This window comes from Methanohalophilus sp. RSK (genome assembly GCF_003722075.1).
In the GTDB taxonomy this organism is placed as follows: domain Archaea; phylum Halobacteriota; class Methanosarcinia; order Methanosarcinales; family Methanosarcinaceae; genus Methanohalophilus.
In genome coordinates this window covers 174,772-192,336 of the sequence record NZ_RDSK01000001.1, presented here as the reverse complement: position 1 = coordinate 192,336, position 17,565 = coordinate 174,772, and the positions used below count along the sequence as shown (strand labels likewise).

General features: G+C 41.7%; 22 protein-coding genes. 5 read left to right on the top strand and 17 right to left on the bottom strand.

The window, feature by feature from the left end; genetic code table 11:
- Nucleotides 1-4: 4 nt before the first annotated feature.
- Entirely contained in the window at nt 5-1,054 is a 1,050-nt protein-coding gene (locus tag EFE42_RS01015; RefSeq protein ID WP_123135480.1) for a hydroxymethylglutaryl-CoA synthase, read from the bottom strand.
- A 32-nt stretch (nt 1,055-1,086) separates the two neighbouring features.
- Nucleotides 1,087-1,827 (bottom strand): helix-turn-helix domain-containing protein, encoded by a 741-nt coding sequence (locus EFE42_RS01010; protein WP_123135479.1) that lies wholly within the window; start codon nt 1,825-1,827, stop codon nt 1,087-1,089.
- Nucleotides 1,828-1,954: 127 nt separating this feature from the next.
- On the opposite strand from EFE42_RS01010, the gene cas4 reads away from it, so the two are divergent.
- Both cas4 and EFE42_RS01000 read left to right on the top strand, forming a co-directional pair.
- Nucleotides 1,955-2,743 (top strand): CRISPR-associated protein Cas4, encoded by a 789-nt coding sequence (cas4, locus tag EFE42_RS01005; RefSeq protein WP_158599156.1) that lies wholly within the window; start codon nt 1,955-1,957, stop codon nt 2,741-2,743.
- A 45-nt stretch (nt 2,744-2,788) separates the two neighbouring features.
- On the top strand, nt 2,789-4,690 hold the full coding sequence (locus EFE42_RS01000) for a phosphoadenosine phosphosulfate reductase family protein (protein WP_123135477.1): 1,902 nt from the start codon (nt 2,789-2,791) through the stop codon (nt 4,688-4,690).
- Between the two features lie 13 nt (nt 4,691-4,703).
- Here EFE42_RS01000 and EFE42_RS00995 read toward each other — a convergent pair whose 3' ends face one another.
- The 5 genes from EFE42_RS00995 to EFE42_RS00975 are packed head-to-tail and all read right to left on the bottom strand — an operon-like array spanning nt 4,704 to nt 10,092.
- On the bottom strand, nt 4,704-5,474 hold the full coding sequence (locus EFE42_RS00995) for an ABC transporter ATP-binding protein (protein ID WP_123135476.1): 771 nt from the start codon (nt 5,472-5,474) through the stop codon (nt 4,704-4,706).
- Entirely contained in the window at nt 5,471-6,532 is a 1,062-nt protein-coding gene (locus tag EFE42_RS00990) for an iron ABC transporter permease (protein WP_123135475.1), read from the bottom strand. The genes EFE42_RS00995 and EFE42_RS00990 overlap by 4 nt, the downstream gene beginning before the upstream one ends.
- A gap of 38 nt (nt 6,533-6,570) precedes the next feature.
- The gene (locus EFE42_RS00985; protein ID WP_123135474.1) at nt 6,571-8,316 is read right to left on the bottom strand and encodes a radical SAM protein; all 1,746 of its coding nucleotides are present in this window, start codon (nt 8,314-8,316) and stop codon (nt 6,571-6,573) included.
- Nucleotides 8,317-8,319: 3 nt separating this feature from the next.
- A complete protein-coding gene (locus EFE42_RS00980; protein ID WP_123135473.1) occupies nt 8,320-8,973 on the bottom strand; it encodes a class I SAM-dependent methyltransferase in 654 nt (217 codons plus the stop codon).
- A 36-nt stretch (nt 8,974-9,009) separates the two neighbouring features.
- Entirely contained in the window at nt 9,010-10,092 is a 1,083-nt protein-coding gene (locus EFE42_RS00975) for an ABC transporter substrate-binding protein (RefSeq protein ID WP_123135472.1), read from the bottom strand.
- Nucleotides 10,093-10,281: 189 nt separating this feature from the next.
- Between EFE42_RS00975 and EFE42_RS10955 the strand changes: the two genes are divergently transcribed.
- The gene (locus EFE42_RS10955; RefSeq protein WP_158599155.1) at nt 10,282-10,425 is read left to right on the top strand and encodes a 4Fe-4S binding protein; all 144 of its coding nucleotides are present in this window, start codon (nt 10,282-10,284) and stop codon (nt 10,423-10,425) included.
- On the opposite strand, the gene EFE42_RS00965 is transcribed toward EFE42_RS10955, so the two are convergent.
- The 3 genes from EFE42_RS00965 to EFE42_RS00955 form a co-directional block, all read right to left on the bottom strand.
- Entirely contained in the window at nt 10,418-11,014 is a 597-nt protein-coding gene (locus tag EFE42_RS00965; RefSeq protein WP_148039234.1) for a hypothetical protein, read from the bottom strand. The genes EFE42_RS10955 and EFE42_RS00965 overlap by 8 nt on opposite strands.
- Nucleotides 11,015-11,204: 190 nt before the next feature.
- The gene (locus EFE42_RS00960) at nt 11,205-12,431 is read right to left on the bottom strand and encodes a C39 family peptidase (protein ID WP_123135469.1); all 1,227 of its coding nucleotides are present in this window, start codon (nt 12,429-12,431) and stop codon (nt 11,205-11,207) included.
- Between the two features lie 291 nt (nt 12,432-12,722).
- Nucleotides 12,723-12,995 carry a winged helix-turn-helix domain-containing protein gene (locus tag EFE42_RS00955; RefSeq protein WP_158599154.1) on the bottom strand — a complete coding sequence of 91 codons (273 nt, stop codon included), beginning with the start codon at nt 12,993-12,995 and terminating at the stop codon, nt 12,723-12,725.
- 106 nt (nt 12,996-13,101) lie between these two features.
- On the opposite strand from EFE42_RS00955, the gene EFE42_RS00950 reads away from it, so the two are divergent.
- Nucleotides 13,102-13,374 (top strand): 4Fe-4S binding protein, encoded by a 273-nt coding sequence (locus tag EFE42_RS00950; RefSeq protein WP_233564678.1) that lies wholly within the window; start codon nt 13,102-13,104, stop codon nt 13,372-13,374.
- Between the two features lie 10 nt (nt 13,375-13,384).
- On the opposite strand, the gene EFE42_RS00945 is transcribed toward EFE42_RS00950, so the two are convergent.
- The 4 genes from EFE42_RS00945 to EFE42_RS10425 form a co-directional block, all read right to left on the bottom strand.
- Nucleotides 13,385-13,849: a permease gene (locus EFE42_RS00945; protein WP_233564677.1), complete on the bottom strand. Its 465-nt coding sequence runs from the start codon at nt 13,847-13,849 to the stop codon at nt 13,385-13,387.
- Between the two features lie 59 nt (nt 13,850-13,908).
- Entirely contained in the window at nt 13,909-14,409 is a 501-nt protein-coding gene (locus EFE42_RS00940; RefSeq protein WP_123135466.1) for a permease, read from the bottom strand.
- Nucleotides 14,406-15,233 carry an ABC transporter ATP-binding protein gene (locus EFE42_RS00935; RefSeq protein ID WP_199724062.1) on the bottom strand — a complete coding sequence of 276 codons (828 nt, stop codon included), beginning with the start codon at nt 15,231-15,233 and terminating at the stop codon, nt 14,406-14,408. Before EFE42_RS00935 ends, EFE42_RS00940 begins: the two co-directional genes overlap by 4 nt.
- Nucleotides 15,234-15,335: 102 nt before the next feature.
- The gene (locus EFE42_RS10425) at nt 15,336-15,494 is read right to left on the bottom strand and encodes a DUF5320 domain-containing protein (RefSeq protein ID WP_158599153.1); all 159 of its coding nucleotides are present in this window, start codon (nt 15,492-15,494) and stop codon (nt 15,336-15,338) included.
- Between the two features lie 209 nt (nt 15,495-15,703).
- Here EFE42_RS10425 and EFE42_RS00930 point away from each other — a divergent pair, with 209 nt between their 5' ends.
- On the top strand, nt 15,704-16,081 hold the full coding sequence (locus EFE42_RS00930) for a helix-turn-helix domain-containing protein (protein WP_123135465.1): 378 nt from the start codon (nt 15,704-15,706) through the stop codon (nt 16,079-16,081).
- Between the two features lie 256 nt (nt 16,082-16,337).
- Here the strand turns inward: EFE42_RS00930 and EFE42_RS00925 are convergent, their stop codons facing one another.
- From EFE42_RS00925 to EFE42_RS10690, 3 genes are read right to left on the bottom strand one after another with little or no spacing between them, the layout of a single operon-like run.
- Complete coding sequence (locus EFE42_RS00925) at nt 16,338-16,571, bottom strand: CGGC domain-containing protein (protein ID WP_233564676.1); 234 nt, start codon at nt 16,569-16,571, stop codon at nt 16,338-16,340.
- Nucleotides 16,568-17,269, bottom strand: a complete 702-nt coding sequence (locus EFE42_RS10695) for a (Fe-S)-binding protein (protein ID WP_233564675.1) — start codon at nt 17,267-17,269, stop codon at nt 16,568-16,570. The genes EFE42_RS00925 and EFE42_RS10695 overlap by 4 nt, the downstream gene beginning before the upstream one ends.
- Nucleotides 17,266-17,559, bottom strand: coding sequence for a hypothetical protein (locus tag EFE42_RS10690; protein WP_233564674.1), 294 nt, complete (start codon nt 17,557-17,559; stop codon nt 17,266-17,268). The genes EFE42_RS10695 and EFE42_RS10690 overlap by 4 nt, the downstream gene beginning before the upstream one ends.
- Between the last annotated feature and the right edge of the window lie 6 nt (nt 17,560-17,565).

Below are 17,565 nucleotides of genomic sequence, written 5' to 3'. Positions count from 1 at the left end.
CCCCTCATGCACGTCTTATCTTGCCTTTATGCTTTGCATACATTGCATAATCCATGTAAACAGGATTTGCAAGCAATTCCTCTACCCGGGGAGCTTTATCCCTTATCTTATCGATCTTGTCCGTTACCCTGAAACTGAAGGCATCTGCCCCTGCACCTGAACCAAAGGCTGTGGCAAATATCCTGTCTCCAGGCTTTGCCTGATCAAGAGTAGCTGCAATACCCATCAGGCATGAACCGGAATACGTATTACCCAATCTTGTGACCACAAGGCCGGGAGCAATTTTTTCCTTACTGAATCCCAGCATTTTTGCCACCCTGGAGGGGAACTTACCATTGGGTTGATGGAAAATTGCATAATCGTAATCCTCAGCTGAAGTGCCAAGTTTGTTCATCAGCCCTTTTGCGGCACCCAGAACGTGTTTGAAATAACCGGGTTCTCCGGTGAAACGCCCACCATGTTCGGGATAAGGCATACCCTCACGTCTCCAGAAATCAGGTGTATCGGTAGTGAAAGAGTAGGTATCTTCGATAATTGCCACCATTTCTTCTTCTTTGTTGCCTATAATATAAGCCGCACCGCCAGCAGCGGCGGTATATTCCAGCGCGTCCCCGGGTGCACCTTGTGATACGTCCGAACCTATCGCAAGCCCCAGATCTGCCATATCGGATTGTACCAGTCCCATGCATGCCTGCATACCGGCACTTCCTGCTTTACAGGCAAATTCAAAGTCCGCTGCAGTCATCTCAGGGGTCGCTTCCACCGCTTCAGCCACTATTGTACTGGTGGGTTTGACCGCATAGGGGTGACTTTCAGAACCTGTATATATCGCCTCTATTCTGGAAGGATCAAGACTGCTGCGACAAATTGCAGCCCTTGCAGCCTCTACTGCAATTGTTACAGTATCCTCGTCCAGATCCGGGACGGATTTTTCATTCACCATGAGGCCTGCACTGAGTATATCTGCATTATCACCCCATACCTTTGCTATATCCTCCACTTTTATCCTGAATTTGGGGATATATGTACCGTATGAAACAATCCCTACGCTCATTGCTTAAATCACCTTTTTATCAAAAATAAATATCATTCGATTACCTGGTATTGACTGTAGTGTTTTAATGCCTCGATCAATTCATCAAGGTCCATAGTCGTTGCCATCAAAGGGATCCTGTCAACTTCTGCCATTTTTTTAGCAATAGGATCCACCTCCCTGATACTAAGGCCATGCATAACCACTGCTGCGGGTTTCAGGTTTGTGACCCTGATTGCTACCATGGGGGATTTCCCTGTAGACACTTTTGTGAATATCATGGCACGTTCTGTGCTCCATCCATAAAGTTTCTGGAATTCGTGGGAAGACAGTTCAAGAATTGCCTTCTTACTGTCTACCACCGTAAAACCATACAGAGGTTTTTCCACACCCCGGTAGGCCACATCCGCCTCTATAAGAGTGGCCAGTTTTGCAAGCTGCATTGGATATGTGTATTCGTAAGTTGCATAGACCGCTTTTGATACCTGGTCACTGTACAGCATGCCTTCATAGGCATGTATCTTGTGGCCTCCGCTTTCTGAATCAATATTTATCAGAGCATCCACAATCTTGCTGACGATAAGGGTTCCCGGAGACTTTCGCCTTCCACTTTCATAGTCACTTATCACAGATGGCGAAACACCCAGATATGAAGAAATATCAGTCTGTGCGATCTCGAAATTGAGTCTCCATTTTTTCAGAGCCTCACCAGGCTTATCCGAAAGAGTGATCTCACCAGCCATCTTTTCAGCCAGGCGGTGACGTAAGTTTTCCTTTGGTGCATCCTCGGTCATGTGCTACAATTACCTCAATACCAGCATGCATATATATTTAACGAATGTCGATTCGTCTATTGCCGATATCCGGATATTCATTTAACTTAAATATTATGCAATTTGTTAACTTCTAAATATGTGTGCAATGTTCTGCGAAACAAATTCCAGTGTTTCGGAAGTAGTCCTCTACACGAAATGTCCCCGAAAGGTATACTTTGCCAGCAGGAATGAAACAATAGCAGATGACATTAAAAAACCTTACATCCGTCATTTACTGCTAAAAGAACTGGCTCTTTCCTGTGCAGAGATTGCCAGCTCAAAACAGGAAACACTTCCCCTGCTGCAAACGCGGGTAGAAGAAATAGTACAGGAAATAATAACCATCTATTCTGACGAATTGGAGCATATTGATGAAAAACAATTCAAAGATGCTGTGGAAGATGTAAACGAAGCGTTACCTGCAATAGCAGCCAATTTAAAGAACCAATCTGATGAAAAAATGATTGAACTCATAACACCCGTTGAAATCGAACCCCTGATGCATTCGGACAAATTAAATTTAAGCGGTGCACCATCGGCAATCGTCTTTCACGATGACCAGAAGATGCCTCTGCTCATAAAGAGCGGTAATGCCCCGGAGCAGGGTGTTTGGAAAAATGACCGGATACCTCTGGCAGCTTACTCCATACTTGCAGAAGAAAGATACGTCCAACCGGTAAATTCCGCAGTGCTTTTTTATGCCTCTCAGGGTCAGGCAAGGCCTGTGAGAATACGGCCAACCGAGCGCAGGGAGGTGCTCAATATCCTCAAACGGATCGAAAAGATAAAGAACGGAAAAATGCCACAGGCAAAGCGGGGAAAACTCTGTGAATACTGTCCCTACGAACAGATGTGCCAATCGCAGGGCAATTCCCTGGCTTCAAAGTTCTTCTGAGAACGACCACAATATTATTTAACCAGTACAGGATTTCCAGCATAGATGTCACAACCTGTATTTCATGGAGATTTGCTGCTGCAATGGTGCCACAGCTGCAATGTACCGGTCCTTGGCAAAAAATGTGCCTGCGGGGATGAATGTGTAAAAGTAAATGTTACACCCCCGGGAGATATAAGACCGGCTTTTTTGCACGATATCGAACACATAAACCGGATATCAAAACAACAATTCAACAACCCGCTTCTTGACACGGACAGGGTAGTGCTGCTCAACAAGGCACCCTATGAAGACCGCATGGATGAGATAATTGTTGATGGCGAAGTAATTGCGAGCATACGTTATGAGATCGGCAAACTTGAATGGGTACTTCTGCCCCGACTGGAAGCCGCTCGCCGGATTTTGACAGGCAAAGAAACCCTTACAGGTTACGTGACCATCGAGGAAGATGTGAAAAAATTCCTGCACAAAGGTGCAAACCTGCTTGCCCCGGGAGTACTGGATGCGGACCCGGGAATACAGAAAGATGACGAAGTCATAATAATAACCCCTGCCGGAGAAGTTGTTGCTACAGGCCGTGCCCGAATGGATGGCCGGGAAATGATAGAAACCAAAAAAGGCACTGCAGTCAAACCCCGATGGAAAACGGATACAACTTCAAAAGTCAATGATAGAAAACCTTCATGCTGGGACGATGTTATCCGGGCAAACCGATCCATAATGGATGAATCAATCACAGAAGCCCACTCTTTCATTCAAAAAACCATTGAAAATGAGGATCTGCCTATCTCCGTATCTTATTCCGGAGGCAAGGACAGTCTTGCAGTGGTCCAGCTTGTGGATGAGTGCGTCAGAGATTATGAAATAATGTTTGCCGATACCGGGCTTGAATTCCCTGAAACACTGGACAACATCCGGCATGTGGGAGAATTATATTCAAAAGAGGTCAAATCCATAAGTGTGGGGGATGCCTTCTGGGAATCCATCGATGCTTTCGGGCCGCCTGCAGTGGAAATGAGATGGTGCTGCAAAGTCTGCAAACTCGGACCCATAAGCCGGTTGATAGAGGAGAATTATGAGAAAGGCTGCCTGACCTTTGTGGGCCAGCGCAAATATGAATCAACCACCCGGGCCCGCAGCAACCGTGTCTGGAAAAATCCCTGGGTGGGCAACCAGACCGCAGCCTCACCGATACAGGACTGGACTGCCCTGCATATCTGGCTCTACATATTCATGAATGAACTGCCCTACAATCCCCTCTATGAGAAAGGGTTTGACCGGATGGGATGCTGGCTGTGCCCCTCATCTTCTCTGGGAGATTTGAAACGTCTGAAAAAGACCCATCCCCATTACGAAGAAAAACTGATGAACCATTTGTATGCCTACGCCGAGAAAACCGGCATCGACAAACAATGGGCTGATTATGGGTTCTGGAGATGGAAATCCCTCCCTGCCAACATAAAAAAAGTAGCCGAAGAACTGGGAATTAATACTGCTCCCACAAGATACGACCCTAACAAATTGACATTCACCTCCAGTGTGGGCTATCGCCCCTGCACCACCGGGGAAATGACAGCTGAGGGAAGTTTCTCCACGGCCCTTGATATGGAGAAAATAAGGAAAAGCGGCATGCTGCTTGCTATCGGTGAGGTGAAGTATACCAACGAGATGGCAATGATCACCCGGAAAAAAAATACAGCGCAGGTCTTTGCCACAGGTTCAGTAAGAGTCAGGGCCTCTTCCAAAGCCGATGCCGGAAAACTTCTCAAGGACACGGAAAACTCAATACGCCGGGCTCTGGGCTGTACGGGTTGCGGGGTATGTATAGGCAAATGTCCCCGCAATGCAATCCGGATCGAAAACAAAATTGCCTATATAGGGGATAAGTGCACCCACTGCGGCAAATGTATAGAGGTATGTCCTGTGGTGAAATTTGTACGGGACTGAAAGGCTGACATAATTAAAGAGGAAGACATACATTTCTCTGTATGGAACTGACATGATCGATGGTTACATCGACACCATATGCAAGAGCCATGTTCTCTTTTGTAATTACTTCTTCAGCAGTTCCCGGGTCAATGAAACCATTCTCAAGCATTATCGCTACATTCTTAGAGCCTATAAAACCATGGTCCGGGAAGTGCGTGCTCATAATCACAGAAGTGCCCTGAGATGTTAGTCTTCCAATAAGGTTCAGAACACGTACCTGGTTCCCGAAATCCAAATGGGAGGTAGGTTCATCCAGAAGCAAAATTTCCGGCTCCTGTGCCAGAGCCCTTGCAATCAGAGCAAGCTGTCTTTCGCCACCACTTACTTCTGTAACAGGCCGATCCCTCAAATGAGATATCCCCACTTTATTGATGGCATTCTCAGCTATATTGAGATCCTTTTCTCCAGGAGAGGAGAAGAAGGGAAGATGAGGTGCTCTTCCAAGCATTACAAAATCCAGTACAGAGAAGGGAAATACCGATTGATCTGACTGGGGAACGTAACCGATCTTTTGGGCAATCTCTGTTCTGCTCATCGAAGAGATGTCTTTTCCCTCAATAAAGACGCTGCCCTCACTTAATTTCAATACATTGCCGAGGCATTTTAGCAGTGTTGATTTACCAATCCCATTGGGACCAAGTATGCATAAAGTCTCACCCTTATTTAAAAAAAAGGAAATATCCTCAAATACATTCTCCTTGCCACCATACGAATACGAAGCATTGTCTACCCTTAATATCATGACCAACCAACCTTCTTTTTTTGTAAAAGATAAGCAAAAAATGGTGCTCCTATCAATGCCGTAAGAACTCCAAGGGGTATTTCTATGCTCATTAATGTCCTTGCGAGATCATCTACGATCAAAAGAAAAGATGCACCGAGGAAAACTGACATTGGTAACAGTTTTTTGTAACTTGGACCAACCAGCATCCGCGAGATATGGGGTACTACAAGGCCTACCCATCCAATAATACCGCTGATACTAATTGCAGAAGTTGTGACCAGAGTGGCACAAATAACTATCAGTATTGTCATTTTCATAGTATCTATACCCAGTGACCTGGCTTCTTCCTCTCCCAAAGAGATGACATTGATGCGCCACCCAATAAGAATGAGAACGAGCATACCGGCAAGAATTGCAGGTGACGCATACATCAGATCCTCGGCCCTGACAGATGAGAGACTTCCCATAAGCCAGAATACCATCTCAGGAAGTTTATCATATGGATCTGCGACATATTTTACCAGAGAGGTCAGAGCAGTGAAAACTGCACCTACAATAATACCTGAAAGCACAAGGACCAGTGTGACCGTTGCCTTGCAGGACTTACTGAGGCTGTAAGCTAGAAAAGCTGCAAGTATTCCAAAAGAAAATGCCATTAACTGGATAACAAATATATTCTCACTTATCAGGATACCCAGGCAGGCACCAAATCCAGCCCCTGAAGCCACTCCTAAAATATAGGGAGATACCAGCGGATTGCGGAAAAGGCCTTGAAAGGAAGCTCCAGATATAGATAATCCAGCCCCTACCAGCATAGCTGCAATTATCCTTGGAAGACGTATCTGAAATATGACAGTACCCACATTTGAAGGCTCCACCTTTCCTAATGATAGAAGCCAGAAAATAATGTTAGTCATTATAGTTTGTGGAGGGATTGAATACCTTCCCATAAAAAGGGAAAGTACAAAGAGAAATATCATAAGGAAAAATGCGAGGAATATCTGTGTATTACCCTCAGAGATTCTCTTATGAATCCCCAATTTCAAACCTGTGATTCTTCCGATATCATATGACATTTATATCTCATTTCCTAAAATCGGTTCATAAAGTGTGGTCATTGCCTGGATGAAACGCTGTAAAAAGACCTGTTGTGCCTTGAAGAATCAAAGGACACACCATAGAACCTTTTATAGAACTGATTTGCCTCTTTATCAATATCAAAATTAAATTTTTCAGGATGTAACTTATTTGCTATGTACATCAGCCCCAATATCCATCTAGGACTTCCGAAATCCCATAATGGACGAAGACCGTATATCCTCCTGTTTTTTAGGGCATCTGCAGATAGACCATGTTTTTTACAATAGGCATATGAATCGGAAACCGGGGTTGAAAGGAAGCCTGATATGAATATGAACACAGGGTTCATCTCTGCAAATTCATTATGAGAAATACCAACCCCGGGTTTTCCCTCCCTGTCGATCAGCTTGTTTACACTTTCTCCGCCTGCAGCTTCAACAAGATTATTCTCAATTCGCTCCCCATTGAGTGCAAAAAGGGGATATCCCATACAATAATAAACCCGTGGCCTTTCAATGTCATTTGTCACAGACCGTATGAAATCCAGTTTCTTCCTCATATAAGCCACAAGTTCCATTCCTTCCTTTTTCCTGTCTGCAAGGGCGGCAAAATGCTCAATTACATCAAAGTAAGAGTCAAGGTCCTGAGAACTGGTATGAAGCTCCTCCAAATATCCTGTTTCCATGACATTGGCCCATATTTCTGCAAGTTTATGATCATCTTTTATCCCAAGGCAGACAAGAATAGCATGGATCATCTCCAGAGCCCGGGTGATCCTGTATCCTCCCATAAATCCAGGTTCATGATGAGAAACTTCACTTACTTCTCCTCTGAAAAAGGCTGGATTCGAACACTCACATCCCCCCTGCGGCAGGTAGGATAAAGTACGGGAGCCCATGGGACCAAAGAACTCCCTCTGGAAAATGATTTTACTGCATTCTGGACATACCGTATTCAAATGATCGGTACCCGGAGAATTGAAAAGATACACATAATTTAGGTATTGCGTTAATTTGTCACACAGACCTTCACTTTCCCTTATCGTTGGTTCGATCTGAGGGGCTGCATCTCCAAAAGGTACAAACCTCATAACCTGAAACGGTATATCCTCTGAGAGGGAGGAAACAAATTTTGCAGAATTTATGACTTCATCCTCTGAACCCTTGATGTAAATGGTAGAAACCTCAACATGAACATCACTTTCTTTCAGTAATTTCAGATTCCTGAAAACAGGCCCGGAACCTCTGGCACCGCATGAAATATACCTTTCATCTGAATAACCCTTTATACCGATATTTACGAAATCAATCAAAGGGATTAGTTCTTTCAATGCGTTTTCTGTAAAATATCCGTTAGTGGAGCAACCGATCAAAAGATTGTTCTGCCTGGCCTTTTTAGCAAGGTCCCGGAATGTAAAATAGGAGACAGCCGGATCATTGAGACAAAAAACAATCCCTATGCAGTCTTCATCAAGGGCTTTATTGATAACGTTCTCATTGCTAATTCCACTTTTTTTATTAGTGGAAAGAAGACGGGATGCCAGGATCTCCGAGATGCAGCCTTCACATTTAAAATTGCAGCCAATGGTACAAACCTGCAGAAATTTACCCCGCGGATAAAAATGGAGCAGGGGGACTGTCTCAATGGAAACCGGAAACATTGTGAAGTAGGTGTTTGGAAATCTCTCGATGATCTGACCATTTTTGTTGATATACATACGACATTGGCCACTCTTTCCCTCTGCAAGCTCGCAGCCGATTTCACATATGTTGCACTTCATAGGTCAGTCCACCTTATTGAAACATATCCAGAAACCGGATTCATCATCTATTATCCTGTAATGGTCAATTTCAGCAACATGCAGTGCTTTTTTAAAAGAATCCAGATTGGCCTTGTTCAATCTTTTTTCGACACACTGTGGCCATGTAGGGTCCCTTTTTTCCATGGCCTGTGTGATCTTTGACTTAAGTTCCGCTGTGCCGAAACCGCCTCCAATATAGGCCATACCACCGGGTTTTAGCACACGATATATTTCCCTGAAAGCTTGGGGCACATTCTGCCAGAAGAATAGAGAACCACGGCTTACGACCAGGTCAGCAAAACAATCGTCAAAAGGCATATCATGAATATCACCGAAAATAGGAATCACATTTGCATTCAAATCCCTTGATTCAATCTTTTTCTTTGCTATAGCGAGCATTTTTTCAGAAAAATCCATTGCATAGACCTTGCCATCGACAAGCTTACTGAGAGCTATCGCAAGTGATGCGGGTCCGCTGCCCACATCTATGAAAGTCCCGCTCCTGATCTGGCATCTGTTGATTATCTGCTGCGAAATAACAGGATATATAGGAGCAAAGATGTTGGCAGCAACATCTTCGAAATTTTCGGCATATTCGTCATGAAACCCAGCTTTACCAGTTACTTCATCTGTCATTTAATTGCACCTTCGTCTGAAACTATTTATAAAATTTTACTTTGATGCAGCAGCCGGGTTCAATAACCCATCGATCTCATCTTCCGACAGTTCATAATGATAGAACTCTGAATAGAATCCCTTTACATGACCCCTGAGATCAAGATCGCTGAACTCTTGAGGGTAGAGCACTTTAGCTGTCCAGGGAATACCGATTATCCTGTTAATACCCGGTGGCCTGTCAAACCAGCAAAAAGGAGCATCTGGGAAAAGATATACCTCATCTTTTTTTACCGCAGTGATGTCCTGCCAGAGAGGGTCTTCATATACATTTTTGTAAAAATTAGGGTCGCCTGTGATGATAACTTCGGGGTCCCATTGCAATACCTGTTCAATGGACACCTCTGATCTTCCATAACCCTGTTCAATGGGACATTCTGCTACATTGATACCACCACATATCTCTATCAACTGACTGTGCGGGGAACCTTCCGGGTCCGTAAGCAGACCATTGGTACCTTCTGCATAATAGACACTCTTCCTTTCATCTTCAGGTATTTGTGAGACCTTTACGGTGACATTGTTAAGTGCTCTTTCGTAAAAAGAGATCAATCGACCTGCTCTCTCTTCTTCTCCGAGAACATTGCCCATGAATTTGATTGACTTTGCATATCCCATGGCATCAATTGTCGATTCAATCCCCACAACAGGAATTGTACCGAATTTTTTCTGTCTTTCATTGATGGTAGAATTAACATCCCCTCCACTGTTGTAGCCTTCAAAGATGATATCGGGACCCATGGATATTATGGTTTCATAATTTCCATCCTGCTTACCAAACCAACCGCCAATCACAGGCAGGGTCTGATACTCAGGTTCCAGATATGTTTGCGACCCCTGAGGCATAAAATTCCAGCCTGCTAATTTATCAGGAGCCAGCATGTAGATTAGCATTGTTGCAGGAGGAGAAGTGGCAACTGCCCTGTCAACCTCAGCCGGGATTTCAACTGTCCTTCCCGCCATATCAGTTATCGATCTTGTGCTCTGCGCAGAAACGTCCTCTTGATCAACACATGCGCTTGTGCATACAGCAAACAAGATCACAAATATCAATAGAATATACCTGAATTTTTTATGCATGAGAGTTCCCCTATGATGAAAGTGTTTTAATTCCATAACATGTGGCGATATGTTTGGATAAACATAACGATACATAAAGTTTTCTTAATTCAGCCAGGTAACTACAAATTCCATAGAGATTTCTGACAGAATCCCGCATAACCAACTGGTTAATCTGAAAAAGAACAGGAAAACTCCATACGCCGGGCCTTGGGCTGTACGGGTTGCGGGGTATGTATAGGCAAATGTCCTCGCAACGCAATCCGGATCGAAAACAAAATTGCCTATATAGGGGATACGTGCACCCATTGCGGCAAATGTATAGAGGTCTGTCCTGTGGTGAAATTTATTTGAATTTGAGTAGATGACGTCTAAATATAAATGCACAACAAAATGACCCTATTAAGATCAACAATTCAAATCCAGGAACCATGTTTGGGGATTTGGAAGTATCAGGATGCATATGTAGACCTTCAACCCCACCTTCCGAATTCCCAAAATAGTAGGACTTTGCTATCAATTTCTTCAACTCCTGTTTTTGATCTCCAATATCTGCACCGTCTTTTGTTCCATAATAAACAATGAAATAATCTTCTCTTTCTTCAAGAAAAGGACGAACATAAACCAGAAAATAGCCGGATGTTGTCGTACTTACATATCGGGTAGCATTGAACTGCTTGGGCCCAAGAGTTGGTCTCCATTGATTCTTATCTTCACGTGATTCAATAATTCCATTAATCTCATCACTGATATTAAGTTTCACAACCCCAACTTCACCTGATTCAACCAGATAACTGGACAAATTCGCTTCCGATTTGATAAACGAGTTCTTGTTATCAAAATACCATACACACATAATTGTATGACGAGTATAGTTTCCACAATCAGAATATTGAGAAATATCGGGAAACATGGAAAGATGATTGGCATTATCATCATCCATTGAGTCAAGGATATACCGTTCCGGCATCATTTCAGATGGAGGTAATCCCGGACCAACTACGTCGTCTTCTCCAATAGATTCAGAATATGCAGTAGTTATGAAAAATAAACTAGTGCAAATGAATACAATCAGAATTGTAAAGATTCGTTTGGAATGCCACATCAAACCACCTATAATCAAAAATGGGTGATTAAGGTATCACCCATGTTGCATGTGCACGGTCCCAATTATCAAAAGCAATATGATGTGTATTTTCATCCCATGTATCATGTATAAATACATAATCTTCGGTATAATCACTGTAACCAATACAAGTTACACTATGGTTGTTATAAGGTTTAGAATGACCACTACCCACACCACCATCAAAAACCGACAGGACAAATGGTCTATCTCCATCAATTTCAGATTTTGTTTCACTCCATGTCACATAATATTCATTTGATGACTCGAAATCATTGTAGCCGTAATCTTCACAAACATCTTCTATACCTATAGGAATATTTGACATACTTGTATTCCCACCAGAACCTGTATTCATAGCATCTGCCAGTTCATCTATTAGCAATGTTTCATTGTTGGTAAAATCTGGATAACCCTGTGTATCCCAATAGCCCAAAACCATTGCAGAAGCTGTTGGGGAACAACCCCTATACCATTCATAGGCAGGTACATCATCAACCCAACCCAGACCTCTGGAAGATTTCATAGCATCAGGAGTTAGATTACCACTATCCATTCTATTTTCCAAAGAATTCCACAATTCATTTGCTGCTTCTACTTTATTCTGCTGTAATAATTCATTGTTAAAATCAACTGAATTTGTGTTTACAGAGGAAAAGTTAGATAATTTTGCAGGAGATATTGATTGAGAAGTTATCAAATCCACAACAACTTTGTCTGAAACATTACCACTTGAATCAATTAAAGAGTATTCAATATAATAAAAGGTACCTCCCAGATACAAAGGCTTTGCTTTACAGATTCTTAAATTGTTTTCTACAGCATATTCAGATGCTTGCACCATGGATTTTGATTGAAATTCAGCCACATCATTTGGAATGCTTCCTTCTGAAAATTCAAGAATCGGGTAGTTATCTCTTGTAGCTGAAACAAGAATATAACCCGCATACTCACCATTGTCAATTACATCAAATGAAAAAGCAGACTTGTTGCCATCGATATCATAAAAGGTAGTTGAATATTTTACAGTTGCATCTTCCCAATCTGACATACTCGGCATGAAGACCGGTACATATTGCACATAATATGCCGCAACTTCTTCTGCGTTATTTAAAGTCACAACATTTGAATTATCTGACATTGCCGATACAGATGGAGATAAACACACAATAAACAGTCCAAACGCAACTATTGTACTGATTGTGCACATATTCTTTAGGTTAAGTTTTCCCATTATATTTCACTCCCTTAATTTCTCCCGACACAAAGTATTAAAATATTAAATACAAGATTTATTCTATGTTTAGTTTTCAAATGTATTAGTACATACTAATTGTCAAGAGCAATTAAACTAATATTGACTAACAATATAACATAGTCGAATTCGTTCGTAAAAAACGAACAAATTTTCCTAGAGAATCAATACAAATAGTCTAAACTCTAACAGCAGTATATTTAGGAATTAAGACCGGAAAAAATCTCTTATGAACAGATTACTGATAATATCAAGAATACCAACACATAATCAGACTATTTCATAATATCTTATTAAATACTCTCCTTCCGGAGTGAGTTCATGGTATACCCACTTGTGACCATCATCCGAACGAGACACAATATCAGTGTCAATCAATATAGAAATATTGTCATGAACTGTAGATTTGGCAATATTAAGTTCTCTTGATAGTTCAGTAACTGTCATTGGCCTATCTTTCAATAATATAATAATATTAATTCTTAGTCTTGAAGATATGGCACAAATGGTCCTATAATCCACAATTTCCTTTTTATATCCCATAAAATTACTCCCCAGATAAAACTTCATATGTTTTTGTGATGTTAATAAAATTAAAAATACATGCTTATATAACTTTTGCATCTAACGTGCAATATAATATTAAACAATGATCACCCGGAAAAAAGATACAGCGCAGGTCTTTGCCACAGGTTCAGTAAGAGTCAGGGCATCTTCCAAAGCCGATGCCGGAAAACTTCTCAAGGATACGGAAAACTCCATACGCCGGGCCTTGGGCTGTACGGGTTGCGGGGTATGTATAGGCAAATGTCCTCGCAACGCAATCCGGATCGAAAACAAAATTGCCTATATAGGAGATAAGTGCACCCACTGCGGCAAATGTATAGAGGTATGTCCTGTGGTGAAATTTGTACGGGACTGAAAGGCTGATATTATAACCTATCATCAGTAATTCCAAAAAAATATTCAATGATTTTAGCCATTATGATTACCAAAATTACAGTAAAAAATAACCTCAAAAACATAAATTTCCAGCCTAAAAACTGAAACTCCATCAATTCCTGTGGAATCTTCAGGCATGCCCAGGCCGAGAGGAAGATTATGACATTGGATACGCGAGCCCCCTTTTCCAGCAGATGAGATGCTATAGGGAAAGCAACATACAAGGGACCTGTAGGTAAAGAACCCAGGAAAAATGATAGAAATATGCCCTTTATCCCAGCATATTTGCCAAGATATTTCTCTATCATATTATTAGAAACATATACTGAAAAAAGCCCCATTATCAACATAACTGCCGGGAGAATTAGAACCATTTCCATCGTATATTGCCAGAAATATTCAATTACACTCCCGATTTTGAAAGGATATATTTTGAGAACCACAAAGGCAATCAACAATACAATTCCAAGAGAAATCCAATCTTTAAGGTTCTGCTGATTGCTGATCTGGGAACTTATTGCCATAACGTTGCCTCCATTGCCACACCCACAATTAAAGCAATAACAATGGCAATAACAAAACTTATTCCATTTCGAAGCAGTGCAAATTTTTTGCCCAGTTGCCGGATTTCCAGAGGTAATGTAACCGTACCAATCATTGTCAAAGTTGTGATCAAAGCGGCCACTGCGGTATAAGATATACCTTTTTCGAGCAAAGAAGCGGCCAGAGGAAATGAAAGTATTGCGGGAATATGCATAATAGCCCCTGCAACCCCGATTAACAAAATACCGCCTAATCCTGACTGTTGCCCAATAAATCCGGATAAGTTATCAGGGGAAACAAAACCAAGGAGCAAAGCAATCACAATCAGTATGATCAATGTCACAGGCAGGATTTGCATGAAACCCTTAAATGCAATTTTGATTGAGAGAATTGCTTTTTCCTGATCATCCATAAATGCAACTAGAATACCTGCCAGGGCCGTACCATTAATGAGAAGGACAACAGCATTCATGGTAATGCCTTATTTCCTTTCCTGATTAATTTCCTGTATATTAATAATCCTCCAGAAACGAGCTTATTTTGTAAATCATTAGAATAATTCGAGCATGCAATCTGTATTACATGCTTTCCCTGTATAGGCTGTACCAGATTTTCAACAGAATCTACACGAACAATGTTACCTGAAACGATAAAAGCGATGCGATTGCAAAGCTGCTCTGCCTCCTCAATATAGTGAGTAGTCAGAAATATTGTCGTTCCATTCCTGTTCAAGTCTCTAATGAGATTACGCAAATGTCTTGCACTGGCTACGTCAATACCAGTGGTGGGTTCATCCAGAAATAAAATTTTGGGTTTATGGATTATTCCGGCAGCAATGGTGAGCTTACGCTTCATGCCCTTTGAATAGCTGTCGAACTTGCGGCTGGCTGCCTTAGCTAAATCGAAGGCTTCCAGCAGGTCCCTAGCTCTTGCCTGGCGTTCGCTCTTGCTCATGCCATAAAGAGCGGCACAGAAACAGAGGTTGTCAAAGCCACTCAACTCTGGATACAGGTTGTTTTCATCCGGGACCACTCCTATAAGGTGTTGGGCTCCACGTGGCTTTTTTGTACAATCGATCCCGTCGATATGGATTGTCCCTGTGTCTGGAAGTGCCAGACCGGTAAGCATATTGATGGTTGTGGTCTTACCTGCACCGTTTGGTCCTAAGAATCCAAAAATTTCTCCAGACCGCACTTCAAACTCTACGTTTGCAACCGCCTGGACATTATCATACTTTTTACTAAGCCCTTCCACTTTAATTGCAGTATCGTAGTCTGCATCATCTATTAAACACAATTTGTTCATCATCTGTTTTTAAAACTCTTGATCATGAATTTTTAAATAACTCTTGATTAAATAAGGTAACAAATTGATGTTCTTTCAGAAAGGAACATGTTTTCATTTTCTTTTGATCTCTCCGAGATGTTCATCTACTGCATCAAGTTCCTTCTTAAGTTGATCCTTATAATCTTCCAGAAACTCTTGCTTTTCTTTAGCAGATACAAAACGACGGAACGAATGTCCGCATCCACAGTCACCAACGGAAACATGGTTCAAGTGCCCAAAATTTGTATGATGTTTTTCTTGTCCGCAACACATATTTGTATGATGTCTTTCTTGTTCGCAACACATATTTGTATGATGTCTTTCTTGTTCGCAACACATATTTCTCACCTAACTTTAAGTTACATACTACCTATTAATTAGAAAGTATTTAAAATCTCAAGTTTATACAAACATAGGTAATAATGGAGAAGGAACAAACTATGAAGAAAGAAAGTAATAATCACTGTGGAAACATTCAATGCGCAAAAAAGGGAGGGGAAGAAATTTGTTTATGCTCTCTAGATGGTGTTATCAATGTAATCAGTAAAAAATGGGCATTGTTGATTATCTGCGCCATCGGAAACAGAAAAAAAATAAGATTCAATGAAATCACACAGAATTTGGGTAACATAAGCCCTAAAACATTGGCAGACAGGCTGAAAGAGTTAGAAGATTTCGGACTCATCGAAAGGGAAGCTTTTGCAGAAATACCTCCAAGAGTTGAATATTCATTAACAGAGGACGGTATTGAAGTTAGAGATGCAATGATACCTTTAATGAAGTGGACATTTAAAAAAGAAGCACAACAAAAAGTATAACTCTATCTCTCTGACATACTCCCACGCCTAAGGTCCGGGGGTTCAGTGGTTGACTGCTTTCAAGTAAATCTTTTCAATCAGATAAATTGCATCTCTTCCCTGACCGCTACAGCATCATATCATTATCTAAATAGGTTTAATTACATTTGTGATTATCAATTAATGAGTATAATCGATTAATCGTATCGAATCACCTATTTTCTTTTTGATTGCTGCTTTCATCTGCTCAGCATGCGGACAGGCAAACCCTATTGGATTACCTCTGGTTGCAAGAAGCAAGAGCAATTGTATCGGCTCCTCGTCTGACCATTTCAGCAGCCCTCGGAACTGCTTTCTTTCCAGGGCAGCCACCACATGAAACAACACCTATCACTTCAATTTCGCCCTCAACATCTTTGAATGCAAGTTTTTTCTCCTTCATTACTTTGAAATCTGTTGTTGCAGGGCACATATCCTCTGTTTGCATACATCTGATTAAACCTACTTTCATGATTCCATCTCCTTGACATCTCCAAATATGCTTTCTGCCAGCAAAACTGAAATGTCTTTCATATTCAGTTCTTCATCCTTTGATTTACAAACACCACCTATATGATGCATGCAGAAAGGACAATAAGAAACCAGCATATCGGCCTTCTCTTTATAGTTCTTAACCGACAACATGGCAATATCCGATGATATTTCCGGGAAGTTGGGTTTAAGGCCGGCAGGTCCTCCACAGCAAACATGTTTTCCATCAAAAAGTTCTTTGATATCCACATCCATGCTGGAAAGGATATCCCTTGATATATCCTTTGATTGCTTCAGAGGACAGGCATCTCTTACCGCAACAGTATAATCAATATTGTTTGGTCTGAGAGTACCATCATTTATCAAATCCCTGAACAGGTTTAGAGAATGCTCGACCTCAAAGTTCAACTCCCTGTAGAGTTTAGGATACTCACGACCCAGAACCAGATAGCAACCGGGGCATGAAACTATAACCTTCTTCACTCCCAGTGATTCAATGTAATCTACGAATTTCTTTGCATGCACGGCTGCCTCCTCAAGATGACCATTGTCTATGAGGAAAAGACCGCAGCACTTCTCATCTTTCAGAAGCATCGGCTTGATACCAACCTGATTGAGCAGGCGGATAGTTGATCTGGCTATGTCCGGCTGGCTGTGTGCAATCCAACAACCTGTCATATAGGCGATCTCGGAATTTTCGGCAATTTCAAGATCATCTGTAACTCATAAAACCTTGTTGAAGGATCCATACCACCGGGACTGTTACGTTCGATAATGTTCTTAGAGATCGCTGTGGTTTTGGCAGGTTCTTTTCCCTGTTGTGCCAGCAATTGCCGTTCATACTGTATGATATCAGTAATAGGGATGTCTACCGGACAGACATCATCACAGGCTCTGCAGCGTGTGGAAAGATAAATGTTATCCATCTCATCCGATGTCAGTTTCTCACCTGCAACTATCCTTTGCAAGGGATT

Coding starts and splice junctions, on each gene's coding strand:
- EFE42_RS01015 (WP_123135480.1), bottom strand. CDS start 1,054: ATGAGCGTAGGGATTGTTTCATACGGTACATATATCCCCAAATTCAGG.
- EFE42_RS01010 (WP_123135479.1), bottom strand. CDS start 1,827: ATGACCGAGGATGCACCAAAGGAAAACTTACGTCACCGCCTGGCTGAA.
- cas4 (WP_158599156.1), top strand. CDS start 1,955: ATGTTCTGCGAAACAAATTCCAGTGTTTCGGAAGTAGTCCTCTACACG.
- EFE42_RS01000 (WP_123135477.1), top strand. CDS start 2,789: ATGTCACAACCTGTATTTCATGGAGATTTGCTGCTGCAATGGTGCCAC.
- EFE42_RS00995 (WP_123135476.1), bottom strand. CDS start 5,474: ATGATATTAAGGGTAGACAATGCTTCGTATTCGTATGGTGGCAAGGAG.
- EFE42_RS00990 (WP_123135475.1), bottom strand. CDS start 6,532: ATGTCATATGATATCGGAAGAATCACAGGTTTGAAATTGGGGATTCAT.
- EFE42_RS00985 (WP_123135474.1), bottom strand. CDS start 8,316: ATGAAGTGCAACATATGTGAAATCGGCTGCGAGCTTGCAGAGGGAAAG.
- EFE42_RS00980 (WP_123135473.1), bottom strand. CDS start 8,973: ATGACAGATGAAGTAACTGGTAAAGCTGGGTTTCATGACGAATATGCC.
- EFE42_RS00975 (WP_123135472.1), bottom strand. CDS start 10,092: ATGCATAAAAAATTCAGGTATATTCTATTGATATTTGTGATCTTGTTT.
- EFE42_RS00965 (WP_148039234.1), bottom strand. CDS start 11,014: ATGGATGATGATAATGCCAATCATCTTTCCATGTTTCCCGATATTTCT.
- EFE42_RS00960 (WP_123135469.1), bottom strand. CDS start 12,431: ATGGGAAAACTTAACCTAAAGAATATGTGCACAATCAGTACAATAGTT.
- EFE42_RS00955 (WP_158599154.1), bottom strand. CDS start 12,995: ATGGGATATAAAAAGGAAATTGTGGATTATAGGACCATTTGTGCCATA.
- EFE42_RS00950 (WP_233564678.1), top strand. CDS start 13,102: ATGATCACCCGGAAAAAAGATACAGCGCAGGTCTTTGCCACAGGTTCA.
- EFE42_RS00940 (WP_123135466.1), bottom strand. CDS start 14,409: ATGAATGCTGTTGTCCTTCTCATTAATGGTACGGCCCTGGCAGGTATT.
- EFE42_RS00930 (WP_123135465.1), top strand. CDS start 15,704: ATGAAGAAAGAAAGTAATAATCACTGTGGAAACATTCAATGCGCAAAA.
- EFE42_RS00925 (WP_233564676.1), bottom strand. CDS start 16,571: ATGAAAGTAGGTTTAATCAGATGTATGCAAACAGAGGATATGTGCCCT.
- EFE42_RS10695 (WP_233564675.1), bottom strand. CDS start 17,269: ATGACAGGTTGTTGGATTGCACACAGCCAGCCGGACATAGCCAGATCA.